At 65.8% G+C, this 25,252-nt stretch carries 17 protein-coding genes and 1 pseudogene; 8 read left to right on the plus strand and 10 right to left on the minus strand.

Annotated features, from left to right (window positions below):
• Positions 1 to 30 precede the first annotated feature (30 nt).
• The 3 genes from P12x_RS14565 (at position 31) to P12x_RS14575 (ending at position 4,623) form a co-directional block, all read left to right on the plus strand.
• Positions 31 to 1,104, plus strand: coding sequence for an isochorismatase family protein (locus tag P12x_RS14565; protein WP_435011597.1), 1,074 nt, complete (start codon positions 31 to 33; stop codon positions 1,102 to 1,104).
• 14 nt (positions 1,105 to 1,118) lie between these two features.
• Positions 1,119 to 2,126 (plus strand): polysaccharide deacetylase family protein, encoded by a 1,008-nt coding sequence (locus tag P12x_RS14570; RefSeq protein WP_435011598.1) that lies wholly within the window; start codon positions 1,119 to 1,121, stop codon positions 2,124 to 2,126.
• 259 nt (positions 2,127 to 2,385) lie between these two features.
• The gene (locus tag P12x_RS14575) at positions 2,386 to 4,623 is read left to right on the plus strand and encodes a histidine kinase N-terminal 7TM domain-containing protein (protein ID WP_435011599.1); all 2,238 of its coding nucleotides are present in this window, start codon (positions 2,386 to 2,388) and stop codon (positions 4,621 to 4,623) included.
• A gap of 242 nt (positions 4,624 to 4,865) precedes the next feature.
• Here P12x_RS14575 and P12x_RS14580 read toward each other — a convergent pair whose 3' ends face one another.
• Positions 4,866 to 5,477, minus strand: coding sequence for a hypothetical protein (locus tag P12x_RS14580; RefSeq protein WP_435011600.1), 612 nt, complete (start codon positions 5,475 to 5,477; stop codon positions 4,866 to 4,868).
• A 164-nt stretch (positions 5,478 to 5,641) separates the two neighbouring features.
• Between P12x_RS14580 and P12x_RS14585 the strand changes: the two genes are divergently transcribed.
• Entirely contained in the window at positions 5,642 to 8,650 is a 3,009-nt protein-coding gene (locus tag P12x_RS14585; RefSeq protein WP_435011601.1) for a PVC-type heme-binding CxxCH protein, read from the plus strand.
• Positions 8,651 to 8,716: 66 nt separating this feature from the next.
• On the opposite strand, the gene P12x_RS14590 is transcribed toward P12x_RS14585, so the two are convergent.
• The 3 genes from P12x_RS14590 to P12x_RS14600 all read right to left on the minus strand — a co-directional run bounded on the left by P12x_RS14590 (position 8,717) and on the right by P12x_RS14600 (position 13,538).
• Positions 8,717 to 9,712 carry a DUF1559 domain-containing protein gene (locus P12x_RS14590; RefSeq protein WP_435011602.1) on the minus strand — a complete coding sequence of 332 codons (996 nt, stop codon included), beginning with the start codon at positions 9,710 to 9,712 and terminating at the stop codon, positions 8,717 to 8,719.
• Positions 9,713 to 9,860: 148 nt separating this feature from the next.
• A complete protein-coding gene (locus P12x_RS14595; protein WP_435011603.1) occupies positions 9,861 to 10,310 on the minus strand; it encodes a hypothetical protein in 450 nt (149 codons plus the stop codon).
• A gap of 915 nt (positions 10,311 to 11,225) precedes the next feature.
• Entirely contained in the window at positions 11,226 to 13,538 is a 2,313-nt protein-coding gene (locus tag P12x_RS14600) for a hypothetical protein (RefSeq protein ID WP_435011604.1), read from the minus strand.
• Between the two features lie 331 nt (positions 13,539 to 13,869).
• On the opposite strand from P12x_RS14600, the gene P12x_RS14605 reads away from it, so the two are divergent.
• Positions 13,870 to 15,036, plus strand: a complete 1,167-nt coding sequence (locus P12x_RS14605) for an ISAs1 family transposase (protein WP_435011605.1) — start codon at positions 13,870 to 13,872, stop codon at positions 15,034 to 15,036.
• Here P12x_RS14605 and P12x_RS14610 read toward each other — a convergent pair.
• Positions 15,017 to 15,310 carry a hypothetical protein gene (locus P12x_RS14610; RefSeq protein WP_435011606.1) on the minus strand — a complete coding sequence of 98 codons (294 nt, stop codon included), beginning with the start codon at positions 15,308 to 15,310 and terminating at the stop codon, positions 15,017 to 15,019. The genes P12x_RS14605 and P12x_RS14610 overlap by 20 nt on opposite strands.
• A gap of 172 nt (positions 15,311 to 15,482) precedes the next feature.
• On the opposite strand from P12x_RS14610, the pseudogene P12x_RS14615 reads away from it, so the two are divergent.
• Together P12x_RS14615 and P12x_RS14620 are read left to right on the plus strand one after the other, a co-directional pair.
• Positions 15,483 to 15,890: pseudogene (locus tag P12x_RS14615) on the plus strand (helix-turn-helix domain-containing protein); the annotation flags it as partial.
• A gap of 47 nt (positions 15,891 to 15,937) precedes the next feature.
• Positions 15,938 to 16,627, plus strand: a complete 690-nt coding sequence (locus tag P12x_RS14620; RefSeq protein WP_435011607.1) for a transposase — start codon at positions 15,938 to 15,940, stop codon at positions 16,625 to 16,627.
• A gap of 78 nt (positions 16,628 to 16,705) precedes the next feature.
• Here P12x_RS14620 and P12x_RS14625 read toward each other — a convergent pair whose 3' ends face one another.
• The 5 genes from P12x_RS14625 to P12x_RS14645 all read right to left on the minus strand — a co-directional run bounded on the left by P12x_RS14625 (position 16,706) and on the right by P12x_RS14645 (position 22,593).
• The gene (locus P12x_RS14625; RefSeq protein WP_435011608.1) at positions 16,706 to 17,980 is read right to left on the minus strand and encodes an acyltransferase family protein; all 1,275 of its coding nucleotides are present in this window, start codon (positions 17,978 to 17,980) and stop codon (positions 16,706 to 16,708) included.
• A 15-nt stretch (positions 17,981 to 17,995) separates the two neighbouring features.
• Positions 17,996 to 19,000 carry an IS701 family transposase gene (locus P12x_RS14630; RefSeq protein ID WP_435005193.1) on the minus strand — a complete coding sequence of 335 codons (1,005 nt, stop codon included), beginning with the start codon at positions 18,998 to 19,000 and terminating at the stop codon, positions 17,996 to 17,998.
• Between the two features lie 37 nt (positions 19,001 to 19,037).
• Positions 19,038 to 19,475 carry an acyltransferase family protein gene (locus P12x_RS14635; protein ID WP_435011609.1) on the minus strand — a complete coding sequence of 146 codons (438 nt, stop codon included), beginning with the start codon at positions 19,473 to 19,475 and terminating at the stop codon, positions 19,038 to 19,040.
• Between the two features lie 234 nt (positions 19,476 to 19,709).
• Positions 19,710 to 20,996, minus strand: coding sequence for an MFS transporter (locus tag P12x_RS14640; RefSeq protein ID WP_435011610.1), 1,287 nt, complete (start codon positions 20,994 to 20,996; stop codon positions 19,710 to 19,712).
• A 151-nt stretch (positions 20,997 to 21,147) separates the two neighbouring features.
• Positions 21,148 to 22,593, minus strand: a complete 1,446-nt coding sequence (locus P12x_RS14645) for a GntP family permease (RefSeq protein ID WP_435011669.1) — start codon at positions 22,591 to 22,593, stop codon at positions 21,148 to 21,150.
• 477 nt (positions 22,594 to 23,070) lie between these two features.
• Between P12x_RS14645 and P12x_RS14650 the strand changes: the two genes are divergently transcribed.
• A complete protein-coding gene (locus tag P12x_RS14650) occupies positions 23,071 to 25,140 on the plus strand; it encodes an alpha/beta hydrolase family protein (RefSeq protein WP_435011611.1) in 2,070 nt (689 codons plus the stop codon).
• Positions 25,141 to 25,252: the final 112 nt, after the last annotated feature.

Genomic DNA, 25,252 nt, shown 5'->3' on the forward strand with positions numbered 1-25,252 from the left:
CCTCCGTCCCTGGAATCGAGGAGATGTCACATGAGGAAGCCGGATTGGTATGGCGTCGCGTTTGCTGCACTGGCCTTCGTCCCGGGGGCCGAGGCCCAGGTGTCGAAGCCGAGGGTCTACGAGAATCGCCTCACCCCCATCCGCGACCCGAAGCCGCTCCTGGCCGATCATCCCGAGTTCGTCGAGCCCGTCCGCGAGGTGGCCCGCTTCGAGGCGCCGAGGCTGGTCGACGACGATAATGCCGACCTGGAAGTCCGGGCCTGGCGTTTCTCCTACAACGCCCGAGGCATCATCGAGATGCCCAACCGCCTCCGGGCCGCCGAGACGGCCCTGATCATGGTCCATCCCTGGGGGATCGACGACGGCCAGGGCTGGAAGACGCCCGAGCCCAGCGGGGTTTGCGACTTCTGCACGCCGACCAAGAACCACCTGGCCGCTCGTCATACGCGCGAGGTCATCAACCCCTTCCTCAAGTCGCTCCGAGGCAAGGTGGGCTTTGTCATGTACAGCCTGCCCGGGCCCGGGGACTCGATCCGCAAGCAGGCTTATCGCTCGTTCGATCGCAATCCGACCGAGGAAGAACGGGAGCAGGGCAAGCGGGAACTCGCGGCGAAGCTGGCGAGCCTCTCTTACCGAGGCAGCCCCCTGCCCGAGCAACTGACCCTCTCGCCCGACCGGCCGGTCGTCGACTACTTTCGCCAGTTCCCCGGGCTGGACGCCGGCCCGCGTTACAACGGGCCCGATTTCTGGGCGGTCCCGATCCCGATCACCAGGGATATCGATGCCGACCCCGACGACGTGGTGATCTTCGATGAGGAGGGCTATCCCGCACTCCGCGAATTCCTCCGAAAGGCCGGGATCCGCCACGTCCTCCTGACCGGCTATGCCGCCGACATGTGCTACCGGCGCACGACGGCCGGTTACGAAAACCTCTCGAAGGATTTCAACGTCTTTCTCGTCGGCGACGCCAGCCTGGCGACGTTCCCGAGCAACGACTCGCCGCGATTCGCCACGAACGCCGCCATCTCGTTCGCCGCCCTCGACCAGCTGATCACGCAGGTTTCCTGGGTCCGATATACCCCGAAGATATCCCCGAGCCGATGACGCCGGAGGCACAGATGGACCGGACCGATCACTCGACCCGTCGAGAATTCCTCGCGGCCACGGCGGCCGGTGTCGCCGGGGTGAGCATCGCCCCCCGGGCGAAGGCGGGGGAGGGAGACCAGGCGCTCATCGCGATCACTCTCGACCTGGAGATGAGCCGGAACTTCCCCGACCGATCCGACACGCACTGGGATTTCGAAAAAGGCAACCTCGACGACAGGGCGAAGTCGTACGCCGTCGAGGCCTGTCGACGGGTGAAGGCGGCGGGCGGGGTCCTGCACTGCTTCGCGGTCGGCCGCGTCCTCGAACAGGAGGACGTGAGCTGGTTGGAGGGGATCGTCAGGGCGGGCCACCCCGTCGGTAATCACACGTACGACCATGCCAATGTGCTGGCCACTCGGGCGGAAGACATCCAGTTCCGCTTCCGGCGGGCTCCCTGGCTCATCGAGGGCCGGACCCCGGCCGAGGTGATTCGCGATAATGTTCGGCTGGCCACGTCGGCGATGAAATCGCGTCTGAATTGCGAGCCGGCCGGCTTTCGGACTCCCGGCGGATTCCACGACGGACTGCGCGACCGGCCTGATGTCCGGGCGATGTTGCGCGAGCAGGGCTTCGGTTGGGTCAGCAGCCTCTACCCGCCGCACGAGGCTCCCCGTCCCCTGGAGGAGCCCGAGCCTGCGGTCTTCGACAGCATCCTCCGGGCCCAGGCCCAGGCCCAACCCTTCGTCTATCCCGATGGACTGGTCGAGATCCCGATGAGCCCGATCAGCGACATCGGGGCCTTCCGGACCGGCCGCTGGCAGCTCGAATGGTTTCTCAAGGCCGTCCGGCTGGGGGTCGAGTGGGCGATCGAGCATCGGGCGGTCTACGATTTCCTGGGGCACCCGTCCTGTCTCTACGTGACCGATCCGGAATTTCGAGCAATCGAACTGATCTGCGACCTCGCCCGTCGGGCCGGCGATCGAGCCGCTCTCGTCGGGCTGGAGAGCATCGCGGAGAGGGCAAGAAAGCGCGAGAGGTAGTCGTGTTTTCAAATATTCCTGAGTTATTCGGATTTCTGGGTCCGACTTCTTTGACTGGTTTGTTGTTTGGATATCAACTGAAATAAAGTGATTTCGTCTGTTTCTATGTCGCTCCGAGGCCCAGGATGATGGCGGGTCGGGCCGGCTATGGGGGATGGCCCTCCATGGGAATCGCCATCGGCATAGTTTTTCCGGAAGTTCGCTGTATAGTAGGAGTTTCCAGGTCGATCCGGCTTACTCAGTCGAGCGGACGGTGTCCATGCTCAGCTGGCAGCACCATCCCGACGCACGCTACTTCTTCGTCGCCTCGGGGGTTTCGGCCCTCCTGTCCATCTTCGCATGGCGTCGAGGACGAGTCCCCACGTCGACGGCGTTCGCCTGGATGATGCTCGGCCAGACGGCCTGGTCGCTAGGGTCGGGGTTGGAACTGAGCTTCTCGGACCTCCCGACGAAGATCCTCTGCCTGGACCTGATGAATATCGGGGTCACGATCACGATCCCGGGTCTCCTGATCTTCATGCTCCGATTCGCGCAGCTCGACCACCTCATTAGTCGACGCAACGTCTTTTACTTGCTAGTCTTCCCGCTTGCGACGCTCGTCATCGCGTGGACCAACCCCTGGCATCATCTCTATTATCGCTCGATCCGACTGATTGAATATCACGGGGCGGTCACCGGGCTTGAGGTGCGAGGGCCCTGGTTCTGGGCGCACGCGGCCTACCTTTATTTCTGGCTGGTCGTGGTGACGTTCCTGCTCATCCGCGTCGCCAGCCGATCCGCCGGGCTTTACCGAGGCCAGGCGACCCTGCTCCTGCTCGGCATCTCGCTGCCGTGGGTCGCCAACGCGGCCGACCTGGCGGGGGTCAGCCCCTTCCCGCGTCTCGACTTGACTTCGATGATCTTCAGCGTGTCCGGACTGCTGCTCGTCCCGGCCTTGCTTCGGTTCCGGCTCCTGGATCTGGTCCCGGTGGCGCGAGACGTCGTGATCCAGGGGATGCTCGACCCGGTCATCGTGCTCGACCCGACCGGCCTGATCGGAGACCTGAACCGGGCGGCTCGTGACTTGCTCGATCTCCCCGACAAGGAGTACTTCGCCGAGCGGGCCAGGACGGTCTTCCGCCCCTGGCCGGGCCTGGCGGAGCAGACGGAACACCTGGCCGAGCGGTCGGTCGAGATCGAAGGCCCCGACCCGGCCGTCGTGAAGGTCTTCGACCTCCGGATCTCCAGGCTCGTCCCCGAGGGTCGTATGGCCGGATGGGTCCTGGTCCTCCGCGAGATCACCGAGCGGAAGCTCGCCGAACAGGAGCGAGTCCGTCGGGTCGGCGCCGAGGCGGCCAGGGCCGTGGCCGAGGCGAGCATCCGGGCCAAGGACAAGTTCCTGGCCATCCTCAGCCACGAACTCAGGACTCCCCTGACGCCTGTCCTGGCCGCGGTCTCGGCCATGCTCGACGACGACCAGGTCCCGGAACTCCGGCCGACACTGGCCATGATCCTCCGGAACATCGAGCTGGAAGCTCGCCTGATCGACGACCTGCTGGACGTCACCCGGATCGGTCGAGGGACTTTCCGGCTCGATCCGGTCCCCTTGGATGCTCACGAGGTCACCCGACAGGCCATAGAAATCTGCCTCGGCGATATCGAGGACGGGCGGATCGCGCTGACGACGGAATTGACTGCCCTCGATCACCACGTCGAGGCCGATCCGTCACGACTCCAGCAGATCCTCTGGAATCTGCTCAAGAACGCGGTGAAATTCACACCCGAGGGCGGATCGATCGCCATCAGGTCACGGAACCTCGCCCCGCCCGATCCCGACTCCCGGCCAAGCCTGGCGATCGAGGTGACCGACACCGGAGCGGGGATCGGGGCCGCGTCGCTCGAGAGGATCTTCGAGGCCTTCGAGCAAGGCGAGGTTGTTTCCAGGCAGCGGACCGGTCTCGGGCTCGGGCTGGCCATCGGTCGGTCGCTGGCCGAGGCCCACGGAGGCCGACTGACCGCCGAAAGCCCGGGCCTGGGGCAAGGAAGCACCTTCGTCCTGGAGCTCCGCACGATCGCTCGGCCCACGCCAGCCGCCAGGGTTCCGACCGGATCGGCCGAGCCTCCGGTCCTGCCGATCGCCAGGACGCTTCGAATCCTCCTGGTCGAGGACAACAAGGATACGCTGAACTACCTGAGGATCGTCCTCGAGTCACGAGGCCACGAACTGACCACGGCCCAACGCTTGACCGAAGCGCTCCAGGCCGCGTCGAGCCGGGATTTCGACCTGATCCTCAGCGATATCGAGCTGCCCGACGGCTCCGGCCTGGAACTGATCCGGCAGTCTCGTTGGAGAGGGATCCCGTCCATCGCCTTCAGCGGTTACGGGTCGGAAGACGACGCCCAGGCCAGCCTCGCGGCGGGATTCACCGAGCACCTGACCAAGCCCGTGACCTGGGCCAAGCTCGAGGCGGCCATCCGTCGGGTCACCACCTATTGCCGGCCTACAATCCGGGATTGACCATCGCCCGTGACTGGGCCGCTTTCTTTTTATTCAAGAATGAACATTTAATAATGCGTTGTTGTATTGGTTGGTATTGAAATAGAATCGCCTCCGACATCAATTATATCCGTTCACACATCTCGCTGAACTTGACGGAGTCGTGCTCCCGATCGAACACTGGACTTCCCAACCGGTGTGGAAGTCCAATGTCGACGCCATCGGGAAGCTCGTGGAATTGATCGTGTCAGGCGGGCTCTCCCTCAGAGCCCCGTCAGGGTCAGATCATCGAAGAGGGTTCGGGCGTCGGCCTTGGACCAAAGGCCGACCTTGCCGGCGCCGGGGAAGGTGTCGTCCCGGACTTCCAGGTACTTCTTGCCGTCGAGGTAGCACTCGATCCGGTCCCCCTTCATCGTCACCCGAAGTTTCGTCCAGCCGTCGTGGTGCTTGATGTCGGCGTTCTGCAATTCGGGCGAGCGCTTGCCGTCGACCACCTTGTAGACCCGGAAGTTGTCCTCGAGGTGGTTGTAGCGGGCCACGTAATAGTTCTTCGCGTCCTTGGCCCGCCAGACCACGCCCCCCCCTCGATCATCGAGACCGGCGAACGCGCTCAGGCGGACGGAGAGGTCCACATCGCGGGCGGTCGGGGAGTCGGCCAGGACGACGTTGAACTCATCGTCCGGGCTCTCGGCCCGCTGGGCGAAGGCGTTTCCGCCCTCGGACGGGGTCACCTTCCACTCGCCCGAGTCCACGGTGAAGCCCCGGGCCACGGTGCCGGTCGAATCCGAGTCGAAGGTCCAGGTCTTCGATCGGGGCTCGTCGGCGAGCGCCGGGAGGATCATCAGCGAAAGGACGGCTAGGGTCGGGATTCGCATGGCCAGGATTCCTCTGAATTGCTTCGGGGTGCCCCTCGCCCTTTTATCGGACGATCGGCCCGGTTGTCAACGAGGGCGATCGCGTCGGTGGTTGCTCCGGGCTTTCGAGTGCACTACGATGCAGCCGACGCCCTGATGGAACTTTGTTGGAGGAGGGGGGAGCGATGCATTCCAGGCCGTTCCGGCGAGTCCGATGGTCAGGCCCGGGGCTCGCGATCGCGCTCCTGCTCGCGGCCGGGGTCGAGGCGCAGGACCGATCCAAGGGGGAACTCCCTGCCGAGACCGGGCCTCTGGCTCCGGCGGAGTCGGCCTCGAAGTTCAAGGTCCCCGACGACCTGGCGATCGACCTCCTGCTCTCCGAGCCCGAGATCGCACAGCCGGTCTCGGTCGGCTTCGACGAACGTGGGCGACTTTGGGTGGTCGAGTATCGGCAATATCCCGAGGTGGCGGGCCTGAAGGTCCTCAGCCGCGACGGGGTCTGGCGGGTCGTCTTCGACAAGGTCCCGCCCGCTCCACCCAACCACGTCCGGGGGCGCGACCGCATCTCGATCCACGAGGATGCCGACGGCGACGGCAAGTTCGAGAAGCACAAGATCTTCGTCGACGGCCTGAACATTGCCACCGCGTTCGCACGGGGTCGAGGGGGCGTGTTCGTCCTGAACCCTCCTTATCTCCTCTATTACCCCGACAAGGATAACGACGACGTCCCCGACGGCGACCCCGAGGTCCTCCTGGAAGGGTTCGGCCTGGAAGATACGCATTCGGTCGTGAACAGCCTCCGATGGGGCCCCGATGGCTGGCTCTACGCCGCGCAGGGGAGCACGGTCTCGGGCAAGGTGAAGCGGCCGGGATCGGCCGAGCCGGCGGTCCACTCGATGGGCCAGCTCATCTGGCGGTATCATCCCGAGACCCATCGATACGAGATCTTCGCCGAGGGGGGAGGCAACGCCTTCGGTGTCGAGATCGACGCCAAGGGGCGGATCTTCTCGGGTCACAACGGCGGCGACACCCGGGGCTTCCACTACGTCCAGGGGAGCTACTCGCGCAAGGGGTTCGACAAGCACGGGCCGCTCTCGAATCCTTACGCGTTCGGCTACTTCCCGGCGATGAAGCACCCCACCGTCCCCCGGTTCACCCACACCTTCGCCATCGACGAAGGGGGCTCGCTCCCCGAGAAATACCGGGGGAAGTTGTTCGGGGTCGCGCCCTTGCTCAATTACGTGGTGATGAGCGAGGTGATCCCCGAAGGCTCGACCTTCCGGACGGTCGACGTCAACCAGCCGGTGACGACCTCCGACCCCTGGTTCCGGCCGGTCGACATCGAACCCGGCCCCGATGGGGCGCTCTACGTGGCCGACTGGTACGACGGCCAGACCAGCCACATCCGGAACCAGGAAGGGCGGATCGACCGGACCAATGGCCGGGTCTATCGGCTTCGGGCGAAGGATGCGAAGCCCATCGCCCCGTTCGACCTCTCGAAGCTCTCGACCGCCGAGCTGGTCGAGAAGCTCCGCGACCCGAACCGCTGGACCCGCCGGACCGCGCTCCGACTGATCGGCGATCGCAAGGATGAATCGGTCGCGCCGACGCTGGCCCGGATGGCCCGCGAGGAGTCGGGCCAGGCCGCCCTGGAGTCACTCTGGGCCTTGAATCTCGTCGGCGGGCTCGACCATGCGGCCTCGATGGCGATGCTCGACCACGCCGACCCCTACGTCCGACTCTGGACCGTCCGGCTCCTGGCCGACCCCGGCCACGTCTCGCCCGAGATCGCCTCGAAGCTGGCCTTGATGGCCAAGGCCGAGCCGAACGTGGAGGCCCGGAGCCAGCTTGCCTGCTCGGCCAAACGGCTCCCGGCCGACCAGTGCTTGCCCATCGTCCGGAACCTGATCGATCACGACGAGGACGCCGACGATCCCCACCTCCCGCTCCTGATCTGGTGGGCGATCGAGTCCAAGGCCGAATCCGACCGCGAGGCCGTGGTGGCGATGTTCCGCGACCCCTCGATCTGGTCTCGGGCGATCGTCGAAGGCACGATCGCCGAGCGGATCATGCGGCGGTACGCGTCGAGCGGGTCGCGCAAGGACTTGCTGACGTGTGCCGAACTCCTGAAGCTCGCCCCCGGTTCGGGCGACGTGAAACGACTGATGGACGGGTTCGAGGCCGCGCTGGCGGGCCGGTCGCTCCCGTCGATGCCCGACGAACTGGCCGAGGCGATGGCCCGATCTCAGGCCGGCTCGGTCCTCCTGGGGCTCCGGCGGGGGACGCCTTCCGCGATCGATGAGGCCCTCCAGACCCTGCAGGACCAGAAGGCCGACCCCGGCAAGAAGCTGCGCTACGTGCAGGTCTTCGGCGAGGTCATGACACCTCGGGCCTTGCCGGCCCTGCTGAAGCTGGCGACCCGCTCGGCCGACCCCGCCCTCCAGTCCGGGGCACTGGCCGCCCTGGCTCGGTACGACGACCCCTCGATCGCCCCGGCCATCCTGGCCTCGCTGGGGTCGATGACCGAGGACTTGAGGCTCGAAGCCTTCGCCCTGCTGGCCAGCCGGGACAGGTCGGCCCTGGGACTGGTGAAGGCGGTCGAGGCCGGGACGCTCGACCCTCAGACCGTCCCGCCCGAGGTGATCCGGAGGCTCCGAGCCCGGAGGGATGAGGCCCTGGCCGCGATGGTTCGAAAGCACTGGGGTGACGTCCGCCCGACCTCCTCGGCCGCGCTCCAGGCCGAGATCGAGCGTTTGGCCGTCGCGGTCCGGGCCGATCCCGGCGACCCGAGGAAGGGGGAGCCGATCTTCGCGAAGAAGTGCGCGGGGTGCCACATGCTGTTCGGCGTGGGGGGGAAGGTCGGGCCGGACCTGACCACCTACAAGCGGGACGACCTCGACACGATGCTCCTGAGCATCGTGAACCCGACCGCCGAGATCCGCGAAGGTTACGCCAGCTTTGCGGTGGCGGCCCTGGACGGCCGGACGCTGGAAGGGGTCCTCGTCGACCAGGATCCGAACGTCGTGGTCCTTCGGGACTCGCAAGGCCGAGACAACTCGATTCGTCGCGAAGAAATCGAGGAGATGGTCGCCTCGCGGACCTCGATCATGCCCGAGGGGATGCTCAAGGAAATGACCGACCCGGAGATCCGCGACCTCTTCGCGTACCTCCGGGGGAATCAGCCGCCGAAATGACTTGAGGTCTCCTACGACCCGATCACGGGCCGGGATCGCGAAGGTTCGCGATCCCGGCCCTTACGCTCAGAAGGCGTCTGCGCTGATGACTTCGTTACCCATGCTCGTGCTGAGGGCACGCCAGATGTTGATATTGATCGTGTTCTTGATGAACTTGACGCTTCCGTCGCAGAATGTGGTGTTCACCCCGCCGGGATGACGGCTCCGGGCCCCGTAGGTCGGCCCCTGGGTCCCGGTGGCGTTGGTGCAGGGAGGATTGGGGGCGATGACCAGTGGGAAGAGGGTCACGCAGTAGCCCTGGGTCACGTCGGGGAGCGGGCTATTGGGGGCCAGCCAGGTTTCGAAGCAGGCAGCGTCACCCCACCAGGTGAACCCCCGGTAGGAGGTGTCCTTGCTCTGGATGACCTCGGACGCCATCAGGGTATTGCTGGTCCCGTCGGTGATGCTGGCGATCCCATAGGTTCGCTGGCGTGAGGGATAGTTCGAGGGATCGCTGTCGGAGAACGGGGCTCCCAGCCAGGCCCCGTTCAGGTTGTAGGGGGTCGCGTAGGTCATCCCGTTGCTGCTGGTCTGGAGTTCCTGGAAGAACCCCGCGTTGCCGAAGTTGACCACATAGTTGTGCTCGGTGATGTTGGAGCCGGCGACGGACGTGGTGGTATCGCTCGGGCAGGTCAGCGAGTTGAACCGGGTCGTGGTCACCGTCGTGTTACAGACCCCGCCGTAGCGGAGCGACCCGTCCGGGTTCTTGGTGCCGTTGGCCAGCAGGTAGCGGCCCGCCTGGTTGTAAGCGTTATATGTGGGGGTCCCTTCGAGATACGGCAGGACGAACATCTGCCAGGTCCCCACGACCGACGATCGGTGGCCGGGCGGGAAGGTGCCCACCGTGTCGTGGTAGTTGTGCATCGCGATCCCGATCTGCTTCAGGTTGTTCACGCACTGGATGCGTCGGGCGGCCTCGCGGGCGGCCTGGACCGCGGGCAGCAACAGCGCGATCAAAACGGCGATGATGGCGATGACGACCAGCAGCTCGATCAAGGTGAAAGCCCGTCGATGGCGAGACATCGCAGATCCTTCCTTTCCTCGGAGTAGGGGAGATGGAGATGAGGGCGGCGGCGATCCCCGGGACCGGGCCGGATGGCCCATCAAGGTCGGCGTCGATGCCGCGGGGAGAGCCCCGCGGCAACGTCGCCGTCGCGCGGAGGGGGCGCGATTACTTGGCCTGAAGCTCGAAGTCGAACGTGTTGGGGCCTTCGGCCTTGACCTCGGCATTGAGGGTGGAGGCCGAGTTGTACTTCTTCGGGATCGGCTCCTTGGGAGGAGGGGCGGGGTCATCGGGCATGCCCCCCACGGCCCCGCCGGCAACGGCGGGGGCGCTCGTGATCGAGACCTTGTAGGCCCCGGGGACGAGTCCCTCGGCCTTCGAGATCGAGTATTCGCCGTCGACGATCCCGGCCCCGCCGGCCGTGACCGAGCCCGGGGACGAGGGCTGGAACTGGATCATCCCCGACTTCAGCGGTTCGCCCTTGAACTTCACGGTCCCTGAGAGCGCCTGGCGGGGAAGCTCGTCCGTCTCCCCCCCGCAACCGGACAGGATTGAGAAGGTAGAGGCGGGCATCAGGACGAAGTAAGCGAGCATCCGCGCTCGAATCGTTCGGCGCATGGGAGGGCTCCGATCGGGAAACGGTCGATCATCCGGGATGGTTCGGGATGGGGACACACCGCGGGGAGGACCCTCGGCGGTCGAGTCGCGTTCGATGCCGAACAGCCCATGGAGAGGGCCGGGAGTGATTCGGCAGGATCCGTCAGGGTGAAACCCGGCCCGAAGTCCGGGGCTCGACTTCAAGGATCAACGGGGAGATGGATGTCGGGACCTCCCCGATCATCACCTATCCATCCATACGGCACGTTGCCGCCGGATCATTGCCCATAAATGAATCGAAACGCCAGGCCAGCACAAGCAAATTTTCTTTAAAAAACAAGAAAGCATTCACAAGGTCCAGACCGCCCGGACGGGTTGGTCTGTCGACTGCCGGGCGACCGGACCGCCGGGGCCGACCCCGATGCGTCCAATTTCGAAACGATGACCCGAGAAGTGTGCTGAGCTCCGGCGAAATCCCACGATCCTGTCAAGGAAGAACGCCAACCCGGATCGATGAGGTCTCGACACGTTCGCTTGTAGAGAGGGTTCGCCGAGGAAGCATCACGATGTTCCAGACGACAGAAAAACAAACCCATCTGGCCGGGCCATGGAAGGAGAGCGAGGAGAGCCGGGCCCGAACGAACCCATCATCCCGGGCCCGAACGAACCCACCATCCGGCGCCGGAACGAACCCATCATCCCGGGCCCGAACGAACTCCCGAACGAACCCACCATCCGGCGCCGGAACGAACCCACCTGCTTCGTCGAAACGAACCCACCTGGACCGGCCGGTTCGCCGGGGTCGCGAACCTTACCCCGGAAACACAAAGCCTTTCGAGAAACGACCCTGCCTGACCGAATCCGGGAGGAGGCCCCAGGACTTCGGCCCGGAGCCATCCTTCTCGATCTTGTCGACTCATCCGACGACCGGCATTCTCAGCGGACGACCACCCGATGGCCCTGGCTTGCGTTCGGGAACCGAATCAGGAGGGTCTTCGAGGGGGCGTGCCATTCTCGAGCTTCCGGGGCCAGCGGTTGATCGTCGATCTCAACCCTCATCGGCTCGTCGGGCAAGGCGATCCGGACGACGGCCTGCACCCCCTCCGGTCCCTCGGCGTGGAATCGGAAGGTACCATCGGGCAGCGACTCCGCGCCGAGGATCTTGCACGCCGAAGCCAGGACCGACGGCCCTTCGGGACGCTTCCGTTCCAGGTCGAGGAGGAGCCGGCGGCTCCCGGGCGTCAGGCTCGCCGATTCCACCACGGGGAGACTCGCATCGAACAGGTCGAGGAACCGGCCGTGGAGCACGAGTGGGTCCGCCTCGATCGACTCGTCGAGGCCCGCCGCGACGACGTAGGGGCCTCGGCGGAGGACCAGGTGATTCGTCTCCCGGTACGGGAGCCCGGCCGCCTCGCAGGCCTTCCGGGCCAGCCCTCGGACGTGGTCGGCCCCGTCCTTTCGATACGTCAGGGCGGCCGGTCGGGCCTGATCGTAGAAGAGGCGGCCGAGGCCGACCTTGTGCTCGCCCGGGGTCGCGTCCCCGGGGAGGCCGAGCTTCTCGAAGAGGTGCTGACGCGGCGATTGGTAGGTCAGGCCCCGTTCGTTCCACCAGGCTTGGACCCTGTTATACGGGTCGGAGTCGTCGCCGAGGAAAACCAGGGACCCACCTTGCTTGACCCAATCGGCCAGCGCGTCGTGGACCTCGGGCTTCATCGGCTTCATCCCCTCGTAGGTCATCAGCAGGACCTTGTGAGGGGCCAGCGAGCCGGCGATCGGGGCGTTCTCCAGTTGGACCGGCTCGACGGGCAGGCCATGCTTGACCAGGGGCATCGCCAGCCCGTAGAACGAGCCCAGGTTCTCGTCGGACGGGCTCGGATCGCCCCGCTGGAACATCATCGAGTCGGAGACGACCACGCCCACGCCCCGGGTCCCGGACTCCCAGGAGACGTCGGCCTGATACATATCGTTGAGGGTCGTGATGACCGTCTGAAGCTCGGTGGCGTAGCTCGGGGGGATCGGCTCCTTCACGACCGGCTCGCCGGGCTTCCTCCGGGTCTTGTCGACGGTCGGATAGCTCCTCCGATAGATCCGCTCGGGCCAGGGCATGACCTCGTAACGCCAGACCTGCGGCCAGAGGAGCGAGGCGGTCAGGGTGCTCTCCCAGTTGGTCCGGTAGTCGTCCCACGAGTGGTCGGGGTCGTCCTCGATCGGGTCATTCAGGAACCAGACCGTGCCCCCGCTGGCCCGGACCACCTCCATCATCGAGCCGTATTCGAGGAACGCCGTCTCGAAGGTCCGCTCGCGCGACCGGCCCTGATAGACGTTAGGCGTCCGCGCCGTCCCGGTCCAGACCTGCGCGATGAACCCGTCGGCCCCCACCTCCAGCAGGCTCGACTCGGGACTCACGATCTTCCAGTGGGAGTAATTGATCAGGCTATGGGTCGGCACGTAGCACTTGACGTGGCGGCCGGTCCGGGCGTTCTCGGTCTTCACGAAGTCGAAGACCTGCTTGAGCGCGCGTTGATAGAGGTGATACTTGAGCCGGGACGACCGGTACTGGGCCTCGGGGGACGAGTGCGGAGGGACCCAGTCCTCGCCGTAATAGGCCTTCCATTCCCGCTTGAAACCGGCCCCGTACCCGCCCCGGACCCAGAACTCGGGCTCCTCCAGGTGGATCGCCTCGGCCCCGGCGTCCATCGCCCGCTTGACCCCCTGCGCGAGGAACTTGCCGTAGTTCTCGCCCGGCGACATGTAATAGACGTCGCCCCCGTGGGAGATCACTCGCCCCCGGCGATCGGTCTGGGCCTCGTCGACGTGGTTGACCCCGTCGAACCGCCCGTAGAGATAATCCTGGTACTGCCCCCACGAGACTCCGGTCATCAGGTGCGGGATGTATCCCTGGGCTTTCCACCGGGCGATTCGATCCGGCAGGCTCGCGTCGATCCCGTAGCAGATCGCCACGTCCGACCGGATCTGGAGCCGGGGGTCCCAGTTCGCGTGAGTCTGGAAGCTGGTCCGCTCGCGCGACTGGCCGGGGTCGGCCGGTCGGCGTGGCTCCTCGGCCCGGCTCTCGGACGATTGGCCCCAGCCCGCGCAGAGAATCGCCAGGCCGAGCAACGGGCCGATCCCGGCGTGCCACCGGCATCCGGGGCGATCCTCCGATCCCCGGGAGAGGGCGGCCCGAGGCCGGACGGTGGGGCCGTCATCCGGCGAGTGGGGCGACGTCGAGATCGATCGTTGAATCTGCATGAATTGGTGCCTCGCGAGGGTGTTCCTTGCGAGTGTACCGAATCCCCCCGAGCGCTCCCAGGGCGCTCGGGCCGGGCGATTGCGTCCCGGAGGCTCACCCTCCGGGACGCAATCGCTCCCATCGAAGGACCGCCCGGGCCGGGCCCCCTCGACCCGAAGCATCCGACGAGGGATCGCCTCATCGCCCGGTCGCCCGGTCGACGGCCTCGCCCAGCAGGGCCGGCGCGCACTTATGGGTAGATTTGGAGGAGTTTGACGGCTTGCGCCGGGGCTTGGGTTCGGGTAGACCATCTTCCATGCGGCTTCTTGGGGTGGAGCATGGGGGTGGTCGATGGCGGATTCGCGACGGTTCGGGCTGGACGAGGTGCTGGTGCATTTCCGGGAGTTGGAGGACCCACGTTCCGAGATCAACCGGAAGCATCCCTTGGCCTCGGTGGTGGTGATCGCCTTGATCGCGGGGCTGGCCGGGGCGTCGGGGTCGACGGCGATCGCGCGGTGGGCGGCCCTCAAGGAGGAGTGGCTCGCGTCGGTCCTGCCGCTGCCCAACGGGGTCCCGAGGAAGGACTCATTCAGTCGTGTGCTGATGGCGGTCCGGCCCGAGGCGTTCCAGGCGTGCTTCGCCGCCTGGGTGCGGACGTTGCGCGACGAGGCCGGGGCCGAGACCGGCGTCGAGCGGCCGACGCTGGCGGTCGACGGCAAGACGCTGCGTCGCAGCCACGACCGCAAGAAGGGGCTGGGGGCGTTGCATTCGGTGAGCGTCTGGGCCAGCGAGTACGGGCTGTCGCTGGGCCAGGTCGCCTGCGACGAGAAGTCCAACGAGATCACGGCGATCCCCGAGTTGCTGAGGCTGGTTGACGTCGCCGGGGCGGTGGTGACGATCGACGCCATGGGCTGTCAGAGGGAGATCGCCGGGGCGATCGTCGCCGCCAAGGGGGATTATCTCCTGGCCCTGAAAGGGAATCAGGGGACGCTCCACCAGGCGGTCGTCGATCACGTCCTTGGGCGTTGGGATGACGATTTCGCGGGCGAGACGTTCGGCCGCTGCCAGGCCGAGAAGACCAGCCACGGCCGCCACGAGTCGCGGACGTGCATCCAGCTGGAAGCGCCGAAGAGCCTGCCGGGGTTCCAGGCGTGGCGGGGGCTGAAGTCGATCGGGGTGGTGATCTCCGAGAGCGTCCGCGACGGCAAGTCCGCCGACGAGGTCCGATACTTCCTCAGCAGCCTTGCGGTGGAACCGGACGCCAGGGCGTTCGCCCACGCGGCGCGATCGCACTGGGGCGTGGAGAATGGCTGCCACTGGACCCTCGACGTGACCTATCGCGAGGACGAGTCGCGCCTCCGCGAGAAGCTCTTGCGCGAGAACATGGCCTGGCTGAACCGATTCAGCCTCTCGCTCCTGAGACAGCACCCCGGCCGCCAAAGCGTCGCCATGAAGCGACGAAGCTGCGGATGGAGCAACGACTTCCTCATGCAAGTCGTCAAAGCATCAATATGTTAGTGTGCGCTGGCACTGCCTCGCCCAGGTGGTCGGCGATCATCCCCGCGAAGATCGCGTGACATTTGGCGTCGGGGTGTTTCTCCCAGAAGCTCACGTAGTAATTCCGGCCTCGATTCTCGGCCAGGTACGAATCGATCGAGAGGTAAGGGATCCCCTCGGCCTTGACCTGCGATTCGGTGAAGCGAGCCAACTCCGCGCTCTCTCGCTCGGCCGGGTCCGGCACGAACGAGAACAGCAGGAGAGGGATGCCCCGCCGGGCGCATTCATCCTTCATGTCCCTCAACACCAGCCGGAATTGACGCCCGTATTCCGGGTCCGTCCGAAATTCGGGAGGAGGGCTTTTCGGCGAGGGTCGGCCATTGTACATGTAATCGGTATATGGTGCATCCGGCAAGTCCCTTGCCGGCCCCCCCTAGAATACTAGGAGACCGCCGGAGGGGACATCCATGCAGCCGAAATTCCAGCTCCGCGAGTTGACCGACACCGAGCGTCAAGAACTCGAACAGCTCGCCGGCTCCCGCACCGCCGAGGCCCGCCTGGTCGAGCGGGCCCGCATCATCCTGGCCGCCGCCCAGGGCCGAGGGCCCTCGGCCATCGCCCGCGAACTCAGCATCTCGCGCCCTACCGTCTACACCTGGATCAAGCGGTTCAACGCCCAGGGGAACGCCGCCCTGCCGGACCAGCCCCGCTCCGGCCGGCCGGCCACCTACCCGCCCGAGCAGGTCGCCGAGGTCATCGCCGCCTCGATGACCGACCCCACCACGCTGGGCCTGCCCTTCGCCTGCTGGACCCTGGACCGGCTCCAGGCCTACCTCAACGAGCACAAGGCGATCCCGATCAAGCGGAGCCGGATCGACGAGATCCTCACCTCCGAGGGCCTCCGCTGGAGGAAGCACGAGACGTGGTTCGGCGAGCGGGTGGACCCCGACTTCGCCGCAAAAAGGGGGCGATCGAGCGGCTCTCCATCGCCCCTCCCGACGGGTCGGTCGTCCTCTGCCTGGACGAGATGGGACCCACCGTGCCCAAGACCTTCGCCGGGCGAGAGCCGATCCACGCCGCCCCGGGCGTCGAGCCCGACGGCAGCCACCGGCCCGCCGGGCGGGCCCGGCAGGAGATCGAGACCGGGACCCGCCAGCGGGGCGGCTACGTCTTCGGGGCCTTCCGCCCCGCGACCGGCGAGGCGTTCACCGCCTGCTACGAGCACCGCCGCTCGGCCGACTGGGTCGACTTCCTGGAGCAGGTCGAGGCGTGGATCCCGGCCGAGGTGAGCCGGATCTACGCGGTGCTGGACAACCTGGTGACGCACCGGACCACCGACGTGCTGCTCTTCGCCCTGTGGCACGAACGCTGGGAGTTCGTCTTCCAGCCGACCTACGCGGCGTACCTCAACCTGATCGAGCCGTGGTGGAAGGTGCTGAAGTCTCTGGCCCTGAAGGGCCGGCGGTTCGTGACCTGGGAGGAAGTCCGCCAAGCGGTGGAGGCGGCGACCGGTTACTGGAACGGGCACCGGCACCCGTTCATCTGGGGCAGGAGGAGGCGGCACCGGCCCAAGCGAGTGCCGGGGATAGCGGCGGCCCCCGGCGTCAGGTAACTTGCCGGATGCACCATATATGGTGCATCCGGCAAGTCGGGCTACACCAGCCGCACGACCCAAACCATTGCGGGGCAATCATCTCCTCCGCGAGGCCAGTGACAGCGGACAAGCCGGATGCACCATATAGCTGATGCCATACACGACGATGTCCGGATTCAGCTCGAAGATCTCCTCGCGGAGATGATTCAAGACGTGCTTCGCCTGGAAGCCGGAGATGCCGAGGTTGAGCACCTCTGCGGGGTGCCCCCGCTCGGCCAGCGCCTTTTCGAGCATCGGGGCGACGGTCTTCTCGGCATCCACCCCCACGCCGAATACGAACGAATCGCCGATGACGGCGATTCGAGGGACTCCGGGTTTCTTGGCCGGCAATGGTGTTGTTCGCCGATAGCCGGTCTTGTCCGTGACATGCAGGGCACCCATCCACTTCCAGGCCCTTTCGGCCCCGGGGACCTGGACGATCTCGCGACGGAGCGATGGCGGGACGATTCGATTCTCATCGAACCAACGGATCGCCTGGAGGGCGAACACCCCGGCCAGACCGAACGTGAGGAGGGTCCCCGGCGACATGGCGAACCGCCCGAATCGAAACGTCGCCCTCCCCCAGCCGCGGTGGACGAGCCGCAACAGGGGGTCCTCGATCAGGACGAACGAGAGCCGAGCCACCACGAAAGTCAGGACGAACGCCGCCAGACCCCGACGGTAAGACACATGGGCGCCCGACGCGGCCAGGCCGAACGCGGCATAGATCGGGAGGTGGTAAAGATAGAGGCCATAACTAATTCGACCGATCCACGGGAGCAATGGGATGCGGGCTAGCGGGCCAAACCACATACCCAGGCCGAATAGCCCCCCGCAGAGGAGGTGGAGGGTCGTCGGTTGGAGGGAAAGACGGACTTCCTCGCTCAGGGGGAGATACGGGAGGGCATTCCAAAGGATCGCCCCGCCGATCGTCAGGATCGCGGCGACGAACGGCAGCACGGTGACCCTCAGGCCCAACAGGTTCATTGCTCTCACCCGGTCTCCCAGCCGACCTTCGTGGATCGCGGCAAGGGCTCCCAGGCACAAGGCCACAAGATTGGTCGGGGTCATCCGCCAGATCAGGCCCTCCACCACGTTGGCCTCGAAGAAGTTGCGAAGCTTCAGTTGCTGGATGATGTAGTAGGTCACCGGAGGGGTTGAGACGATGATCAGACCGAACAGCCAAGAAAGATATCGGCGCGGCACCAGCCAGACGATCGCCGGCCAGATCCAGTAAAATTGCTCCTCGACGCAGAGGCTCCACAGGTGGGCTATCGGAGGGATGGGAGATTTTCCGGCATCGACGAAGAAATATTCACGCAAGTTGGTCACATAGGAGTTACGCGGTCATGTCAGGTTGTACATCGGATTGGCGATATATGCACGCACCGCTCCTCGGATGATCCGGGCCTTCGCCTCGTACCAACTGACCCCCGTGGTGTAGAAATGGTGCTCCAGCCGCAGGAACGCCCGGATCGACAGCCCGATGTGATTCCGCTGCGCCCGCGCCGCCCGGACCTGGGCACGCTCCACCCCGCAGCACTGCTTCAGGCCCCGGTGATAGTTCTCGATCGCCCAGCATCGCTCGGCGTGGGCCAGCCGGGTCAATTCGCCCATCGCCAGGTCGTTGGTCGCCCAGTATTCAACGTCTCCGCCTTGGGAGACCACCTTGAAGACGCGGATCGACCCGAACCCCTCCAGATGAACGATGGTCCCCTCGGGGGCGATCGCCAGTCCTGCGACGGCACGGTAGCCCTGGCGGTCGAGGTCCACCTTGCGGTTGACCTTCAGCTGGGTCAGGAACGTCCAGCCGCAGGCCCGGACCGCCTTGAGGTTCCCCAGGCTCGAATACCAGCTATCGAACGCCACGCACTGCGGCTCGAAGCCGCGGGCCTTGGCCTGGCGGAGCATCGCCAGGAAGTGGTCGTTCTTGGTCAGGCCGTCCTTGGCCTTGTCGTAGACCCGGTAGTCGCAGGGCACGACGGTATCGCCATCGGTCCAGGCCGTGGTGATCAGGTTGATGCCACGGACGACCCGCTTATGCTTGCCCGACCAGTGCCGGCTGACCAGCTCGATCTTCTCGGCGTGGAACTTGTCGAGGGTCGAGTCATCGAGGACCAGCATCCCGCCCTCCTTGCGGACCATGGGCCGGGCCTCTTCCCAGAGCGTGGACGGGTCGGGTTCGATCCGATGGAGCAGACGGGTGAAGGCATCGTGGGCCGGAGCGTCGGGCGACTCGGGTTGCACAGCGGCGGCCTCCGTGCAGCAGAACGCCTTCGGGGAGGCGATGAGGAAATCGATGTAGTCGGTGTCGTGACACTTGGGGTTCGGGGCGTACATGCGATCCATCATGGACGTCCGAACCGATTGGCGCAATATGGACGCCCGATCACTGCCGCGTAACTCCTATCACATACAGAAGATTGAAGGAGAAGCTGGCCGCCCAGCCAAGTTCCACGGCCGGACGTATCATCAATAAGCAGAACAGGAGCAGATAATAGATCGGGAAGACCCGGACGACTCGCCGGTTATAGAAGGCGTGGAACGACTTCCAGGACGGTTCGGCCTGAAGGAGGATCCGCGTGATCAGGAAGCCCGAAAGCGCGAAGAAGATACCAACACCCGCCGTGCCGACGATCTGCGGGAGGCCATGAAGCCCTCGGACGGCATTCAGGTGGACGATCAGTACGAGCAGGCAAGCGATCGCGCGGACCGAATCCAGGGTGGGTATGCGAGAAAGGCCGCGAACCTGGTGAGATTTAGCCTCGGTTGTTTTATGGCGAGCAGCCTCGGCGAGGTCGTTGGATGATTGCGTCTTATGGAGCATCCAGCTAACCCGAAAGGTAAGAACTCGATCCAATCGCGTTGGCGTCAATCAAAATTGGACCAGAGGATCACGCCGAGGTTCAAGATCAACTCCTTCGGGCGGTTTAAAAATAGGAGTTGCGGGATGAGCGATTTGCCTCCGCGCCGGATTCCTGCGGTCGCCCTGGCTTTGGTTTTCGACACCGAACGGGACCCGCCTCCCAGGCGTCGCCGGATCGTCGAGCCCTCGGAAATCTCAGACTCCCTTGCTCCGGCCACGATCTCGACGGAGCGAGGCGACCGCCAGGATCAGCAAGACCGCCCCGGCGAGGTAGGCCAGCCCGCACGAGGCGATGGCCTCGCTCATGTTCTCGACCTCGGTGGGGTGTCGGCCGTTGGTGGCGACCCAGCCGACGAAGACCGGCCCGAGCGCGCCGCCGCCCCAGCCGACCGTGTTCATCAGGCCGGCGGCCGTCGCGCGGGCCCGGGGCTCCACCGTGTCGTAGAGCGAGGCGAAGATGTTCGAGTCGTAAAATCCCTTGCAGAGCCCGAACAGGACCATCGACCCGATCAGGGACGGGACATCGGCGGCCGTCCCCACCAGGAAGACGCAGAGGGCTCCCGAGAGCAGCCCGAGTGCCTGGATCACGATCCTCCCGCCGGTCCAACGACTTCCCAGCCGGTCGGCGAAGATCCCCCCCAGCGGGGAACCCACCGCGCTAGCGAGCTGGATGAACACGCTGCCCGAGAGGCCCGCGGCCGCCAGCTTGTAGCCGAACTTCTCGACCAGGAACGTCGGGGTCCAGGTCAGGAAGATCGTGGCCACGAAGTTCGCCGCCAGGAACGCCGCCATCAGGAGCGGGGCCGTCGGCGAACGAAGGAGCGCCTGGGCCACCTCTCTCCAGGACATCGGCGGCTCTGGCGGGCCTTCGACCAGCCCTTCCGACTCCCCCCGCCTCGGCTCGCGGAGGAAGGTGAACAGGATCAGGGCCAGGATGATCCCGCCTCCTCCGAACGCGTAGAACCCGAGCCGCCAGCCGTAGTGCTCGGCGATCCAGGCCCCCAGCCAACTCCCGGCGATCGTCCCGGCATAGACGCTCGACTGGTGGAACGCCAGGGCCCTCGACCGGGACTCGGGGCCGTGATAGTCGCTCATCAGCGACATCGAGGCCGGGAAGTAGAACGTCTCCCCGAATCCTTCCAGCGCCCGGACCGTGACGAACTGCCAGAGCCGGCCGCACCAGCCGGTCATCATCGTCACCACGCTCCAGAACAGGCAACCGCCCAGGATCAGGTCCTTCCGCCGGACCCGGTCGCCCACATAGCCCGCGAACGGCCCCCCCAGCGCATAGACCCACATGAACGCCGAGCCGATCAGGCCCAGCTCGAACTTGCTGAAGCCGAATTCCGCCTCCAGGACCGGGAAGACCGCCGAGATCGCCTGCCGATCGGCGTAGTTGAACAGGCAGACGAACCAGAGCATGAACACGACCCACCACTTGTACGAAGGCGATCGGGCCGGGCTCGTCGAGTCCTGATTCATGAGTGTCGATCCGGGAATGGTGGAGGGGAATTCCCCGCCATTGAATCAGGGAAGCCGGCCCGGCGACAGCCCGGGCCGTGCGGAATGCCATCGGGCCACCCCCGGGTTTCCGGGGGGGCCGACCCGGGAACGCACATCAAGAAATCCCACCTCAGAACGACCCGAACACCGAGCCCAGGATGATCACCGCGACGAAGGAGATGACCACGCCGACGATCACCGTCATGACCATGTCCAAATAGCTTTCCCGGTGAGTCAGTCCGCTGACCTGGAGCACCGTCAAGACCGTGCCATTGTGGGGGAGCGAGTCGAGCGTCCCGGAACTGATCGTGGCGACGCGATGCATCAACGCGGGATCAATGCCCTGCTCCAGGGCGAGTCGCATGTAAGTCTCGCCGAGCGTGTCGAGCGCGATCGCCATCCCCCCGGAGGCCGAGCCGGTCAGCCCGGCGAGCACGTTCATGGCGACGGTGAGCGAGACCAGCGGCCCCCCCTGGATCGACAGCACCGCATCGCGAACCGCCGCGAACGCGGGCATCGCCGCCACCACCGCGCCAAAGCCGACGAGGCTGCCCACGGTCAGGACCGGCAGGACCGAGGAATTGGCGCCGGCGTCCATGCTCCGCCGCAGGGCGGGAAGGCGACGGTAATTGACGATGACCACGGCCAGGGCCCCGGCCGCGAGAGCCACGGCCACCGACCAGACCCCGGACAGGGCGCCGATCGTGGTCCCGCCCCATCTCGCCTCGGACAGGTACGAAAAATCGAGGCGTGGGAGCACGACCAGAGACATCAGGAAGTTCATCACGATCACCAGGGCGAGCGGCAGGATGGCAAGGGCGAAAGAAGGCTCGCCGTCACCGCGTTGACCATGGCGGATCTCGGCCGGGTCGAAATCGCCCGTGGCCGTCGCATGCTCGCGAATCTCCTCGTTCACGACGGGTGCAGGGTCCGGGGAGCCGCCGTAACCTTCGCCGGCCCGGCGAGCGGCCACTTCGGCACGGCCGAGCCACCACATGCCGAATGCCAGGGTGATGAGCGAAGCGATGATGCCCAGACCGGGTGCCGCGAACGGCGTCGTGCCGAAGTAAGGCATCGGGATCGAGTTATTGATCGACGGCGACCCCGGGAGCGCCGACATGGTGAAGGTAAACGCCCCGAGGCAGATGGTGGCCGGCATCAACCGACGCGGGATATCCGCGGCCCGGAACATCTTCTGCGCCATGGGCACCAGCACGAAGAAAGCAACGAAGACGCTGACACCACCATAAGTGACCACGGCCGAGGCGAGCACGACCGAAAGCATCGCGCGTTGCGTTCCCAACCGCTCGGTCAGGAAACGCGCGATCGAGTTGATCGAACCGCTGTCATCCATGAGCTTGCCGAATAGCCCGCCCAGCAGGAACAAGGGGAACCATTGCGCAACGAAGCGAGACGCACTCCCCATGAAGGTTTGCGTCCAGTGGGCGAGGAGCGGCTCGCCCGACATCGCCGCGGCCAGGATCGCCGCCGCCGGGGCCACGAGCAGCACGCTCCACCCCCGATAAGCGAGCCACATCATCAGGGCCAACGCCAGCAATATCCCAAAGAGTCCCATGTTGCTGCCCTTCATCGATGAAACTTCGCAGACGGCATCCGAGAGCAGACGCCGGGGCGTACCGGGACCACCGCAACCCTGAGTTTCTGGCGCCCCGACGGCATCTCGGGCCGATCTGAATCGACCGAAGGTCGCATGACCGACGCCCCGAGGCAAGTGGCCGTCAGCCACGCCCGATGACCCCAATCGCGACGGGTCTGATCAACGATCGCGTTCGATTCAGGAAATGGTCCCGAATCGTAAGAGATCGGAGGTCGGCATTACCCGGATCCATATGACGGGAGGATCCGGGCTCGTTCGACTCGGCGTCGCTGATCCCGGGACGACTCGGTTTCCCTTCCGATCAGTTGGTCGGTTCTGTGAGATCCCAGCGCCGGTCCATCCCCCCGAGCCTTGCGGGGCAGGTTCCTTCGGCCTATGGTGGGCCTTGGCGGGCCAATCTGGGGACGCTCGATCACCACTGCGAGGAGTCGGCCGATGCGATTCTGTCGAACAAGCTGGCCTGGGCCGTTGGTCATCCTCCTGGTCGCGAGCTGGATCGCTCCCGGCTTCGGGGCCGATGACCCCCCGTTGGCCGAGTATTTCCGCTCCGAGGTCGCGAAGATCGAGGCGAAGCCGCTGGCGGGGGCCAACTCGGCCGAGACCTGGAAGGCGGCCCGCCCCGAGCTTCGTCGGCAGATCCGGGAGATGCTCGGGCTCGATCCGATGCCCGATCGCGGCGATCTCCACGTCCAGATCACCGGGACGATCGAGCGGCCCGACTTCGTCATCGAGCGGCTGCACTACCAGTCGAGCCCCGGGCTCTACGTCACGGGCAACCTCTATCGCCCGAAGAAGGTGGAAGGGCGGCTGCCGGCCATCCTCTACGTCTGCGGGCATGCGAAGGTCGAGAAGGACGGGGTGATCCTGGGCTGCAAGGCCCACTATCAGCATCATCCCGCCTGGTTCGCCGCCAACGGTTACGTCTGCCTGATCGTCGACACGCTCCAACTCGGCGAGGTGCCCGGCCTCCATCATGGGACCGCCCGCGAGGCGATGTGGTGGTGGGAATCGCGAGGCTATACCCCGGCCGGGATCGAGGCCTGGAACGCCCTCCGAGGGGTCGACTACCTGATCTCCCGACCCGAGGTCGACCCGACCCGGATCGGGGTGACGGGCCGATCGGGGGGCGGTGCGACCTCCTGGTGGGTCGGGGCCCTCGACGATCGGATCGCCGCGGTCGCCCCGGTGGCCGGCATCACCGACCTTCAAGATCACGTCGTCGCGGGGGTCGTCGAAGGCCACTGCGACTGCATGTATTATTGCAACACGTACCGATGGGACTTCCCGACCCTGGCCGCCCTGATTGCCCCCGTTCCGATGCTGGTCGTGAACACGGATCGGGACCCGATCTTCCCCGAAGGTGGCGTGCGCAGGGTCTATGCGCAGGCCGAGAAGGTCTACGGCTGGTACGGCGCGGCCGACCGGCTCGGGCTGGTTATCGGCGAGGGCCCGCACGCCGACACCGAGGAAATCCGCCACCCGACCTTCGCCTTCTTCGAAAAATGGCTCAAGCACAAGGACGTCGGGACTGGGTCGATCGAAGAACCCGACCGCAAGGTGCCGATCGAGGACTTGAAGGTCCTCCGCCCCGGCGAGGTCCCTCCTTATGCCCGGAACGGCGTGATCCACGAGTCGTTCGTCAACCAGTCTGCCCCGCCGACGGTCCCGAAGTCGCCCGAGGCCTGGGAGAGCCTGAAGTCGAACTGGATGGCCGAACTCCAGGCCAAGGTCTTCAACGCCTGGCCGGCTCCCGGTGAGGAGGTCCCGCTCGATCGCGCCGAGGCATTCCGGTCGACGATCCCCGGTCGTTCGGTGCTCGCCCTCGACTTCAACACGCAGGCCGGGATCCGGCTCCGGGCCTGGTGCCTGATCCCCGAGGCCGAGGCGGGAAGATCAAAGCCCTCGACCCTGGTCGTGCTCGACCAGGCCTCCTGGGAAAAGGGTCTCGGCAAATTCCTGGTCGAGACCGAAACCGGTCAGGCCCTCGCGACGGAACCCGGAAACAACCCCTGGAGCAAGCTCCTGACCGAGGCCGAAGGCCCCGTGATCTTCGTGGCCCCGAGAGGGATCGGGCCGACCTCCTGGCCGGCCTCGAAGGACGTGCAGATCCGCCGGAGATTCGCCCTGCTGGGTCAGACCCTCGACGGGATGAGGGTCTGGGACGTCCGGAGGGCGATCGCCGTGCTCCGAGATACCCCCGAGCTAGCCGGATCAACCTTGGAAATCACCGCCGCCGGCCCATCGACCTCGCTGGCCCTCTGGGCCTCGGTATTCGAGCCCGAGGTATCCTCGATCTCGCTGATCGATCCCCCGACAACCTGGCGAGACGGGCCATCCTACTTCGGGGTTGAAAGGGTCCTGGGACTCCCCCAGGCCGCGTCGTTGGTCTATCCGCGACCCCTGACCCTGATCGGAACCTCGTCCACGCCCTGGTCCTGGACGGTCGCCCTCTCAAGGAATCTCGCCCCTGCCCGAGAGTGGCCCCACTTCGTACCGGCCCCCTAACTCCGGCGATCGACCCCGATTCCGAGACCCAATGGCCAATCGGTCGGGGCCGGATACTTGACTTCGAGGTCCGTCCTGGTAAGATTTAGACCTGCCCCCAAGCACGTTCCCG

The organism is Tundrisphaera lichenicola (assembly GCF_051175385.1).
Lineage (GTDB): Bacteria > Planctomycetota > Planctomycetia > Isosphaerales > Isosphaeraceae > Tundrisphaera > Tundrisphaera lichenicola.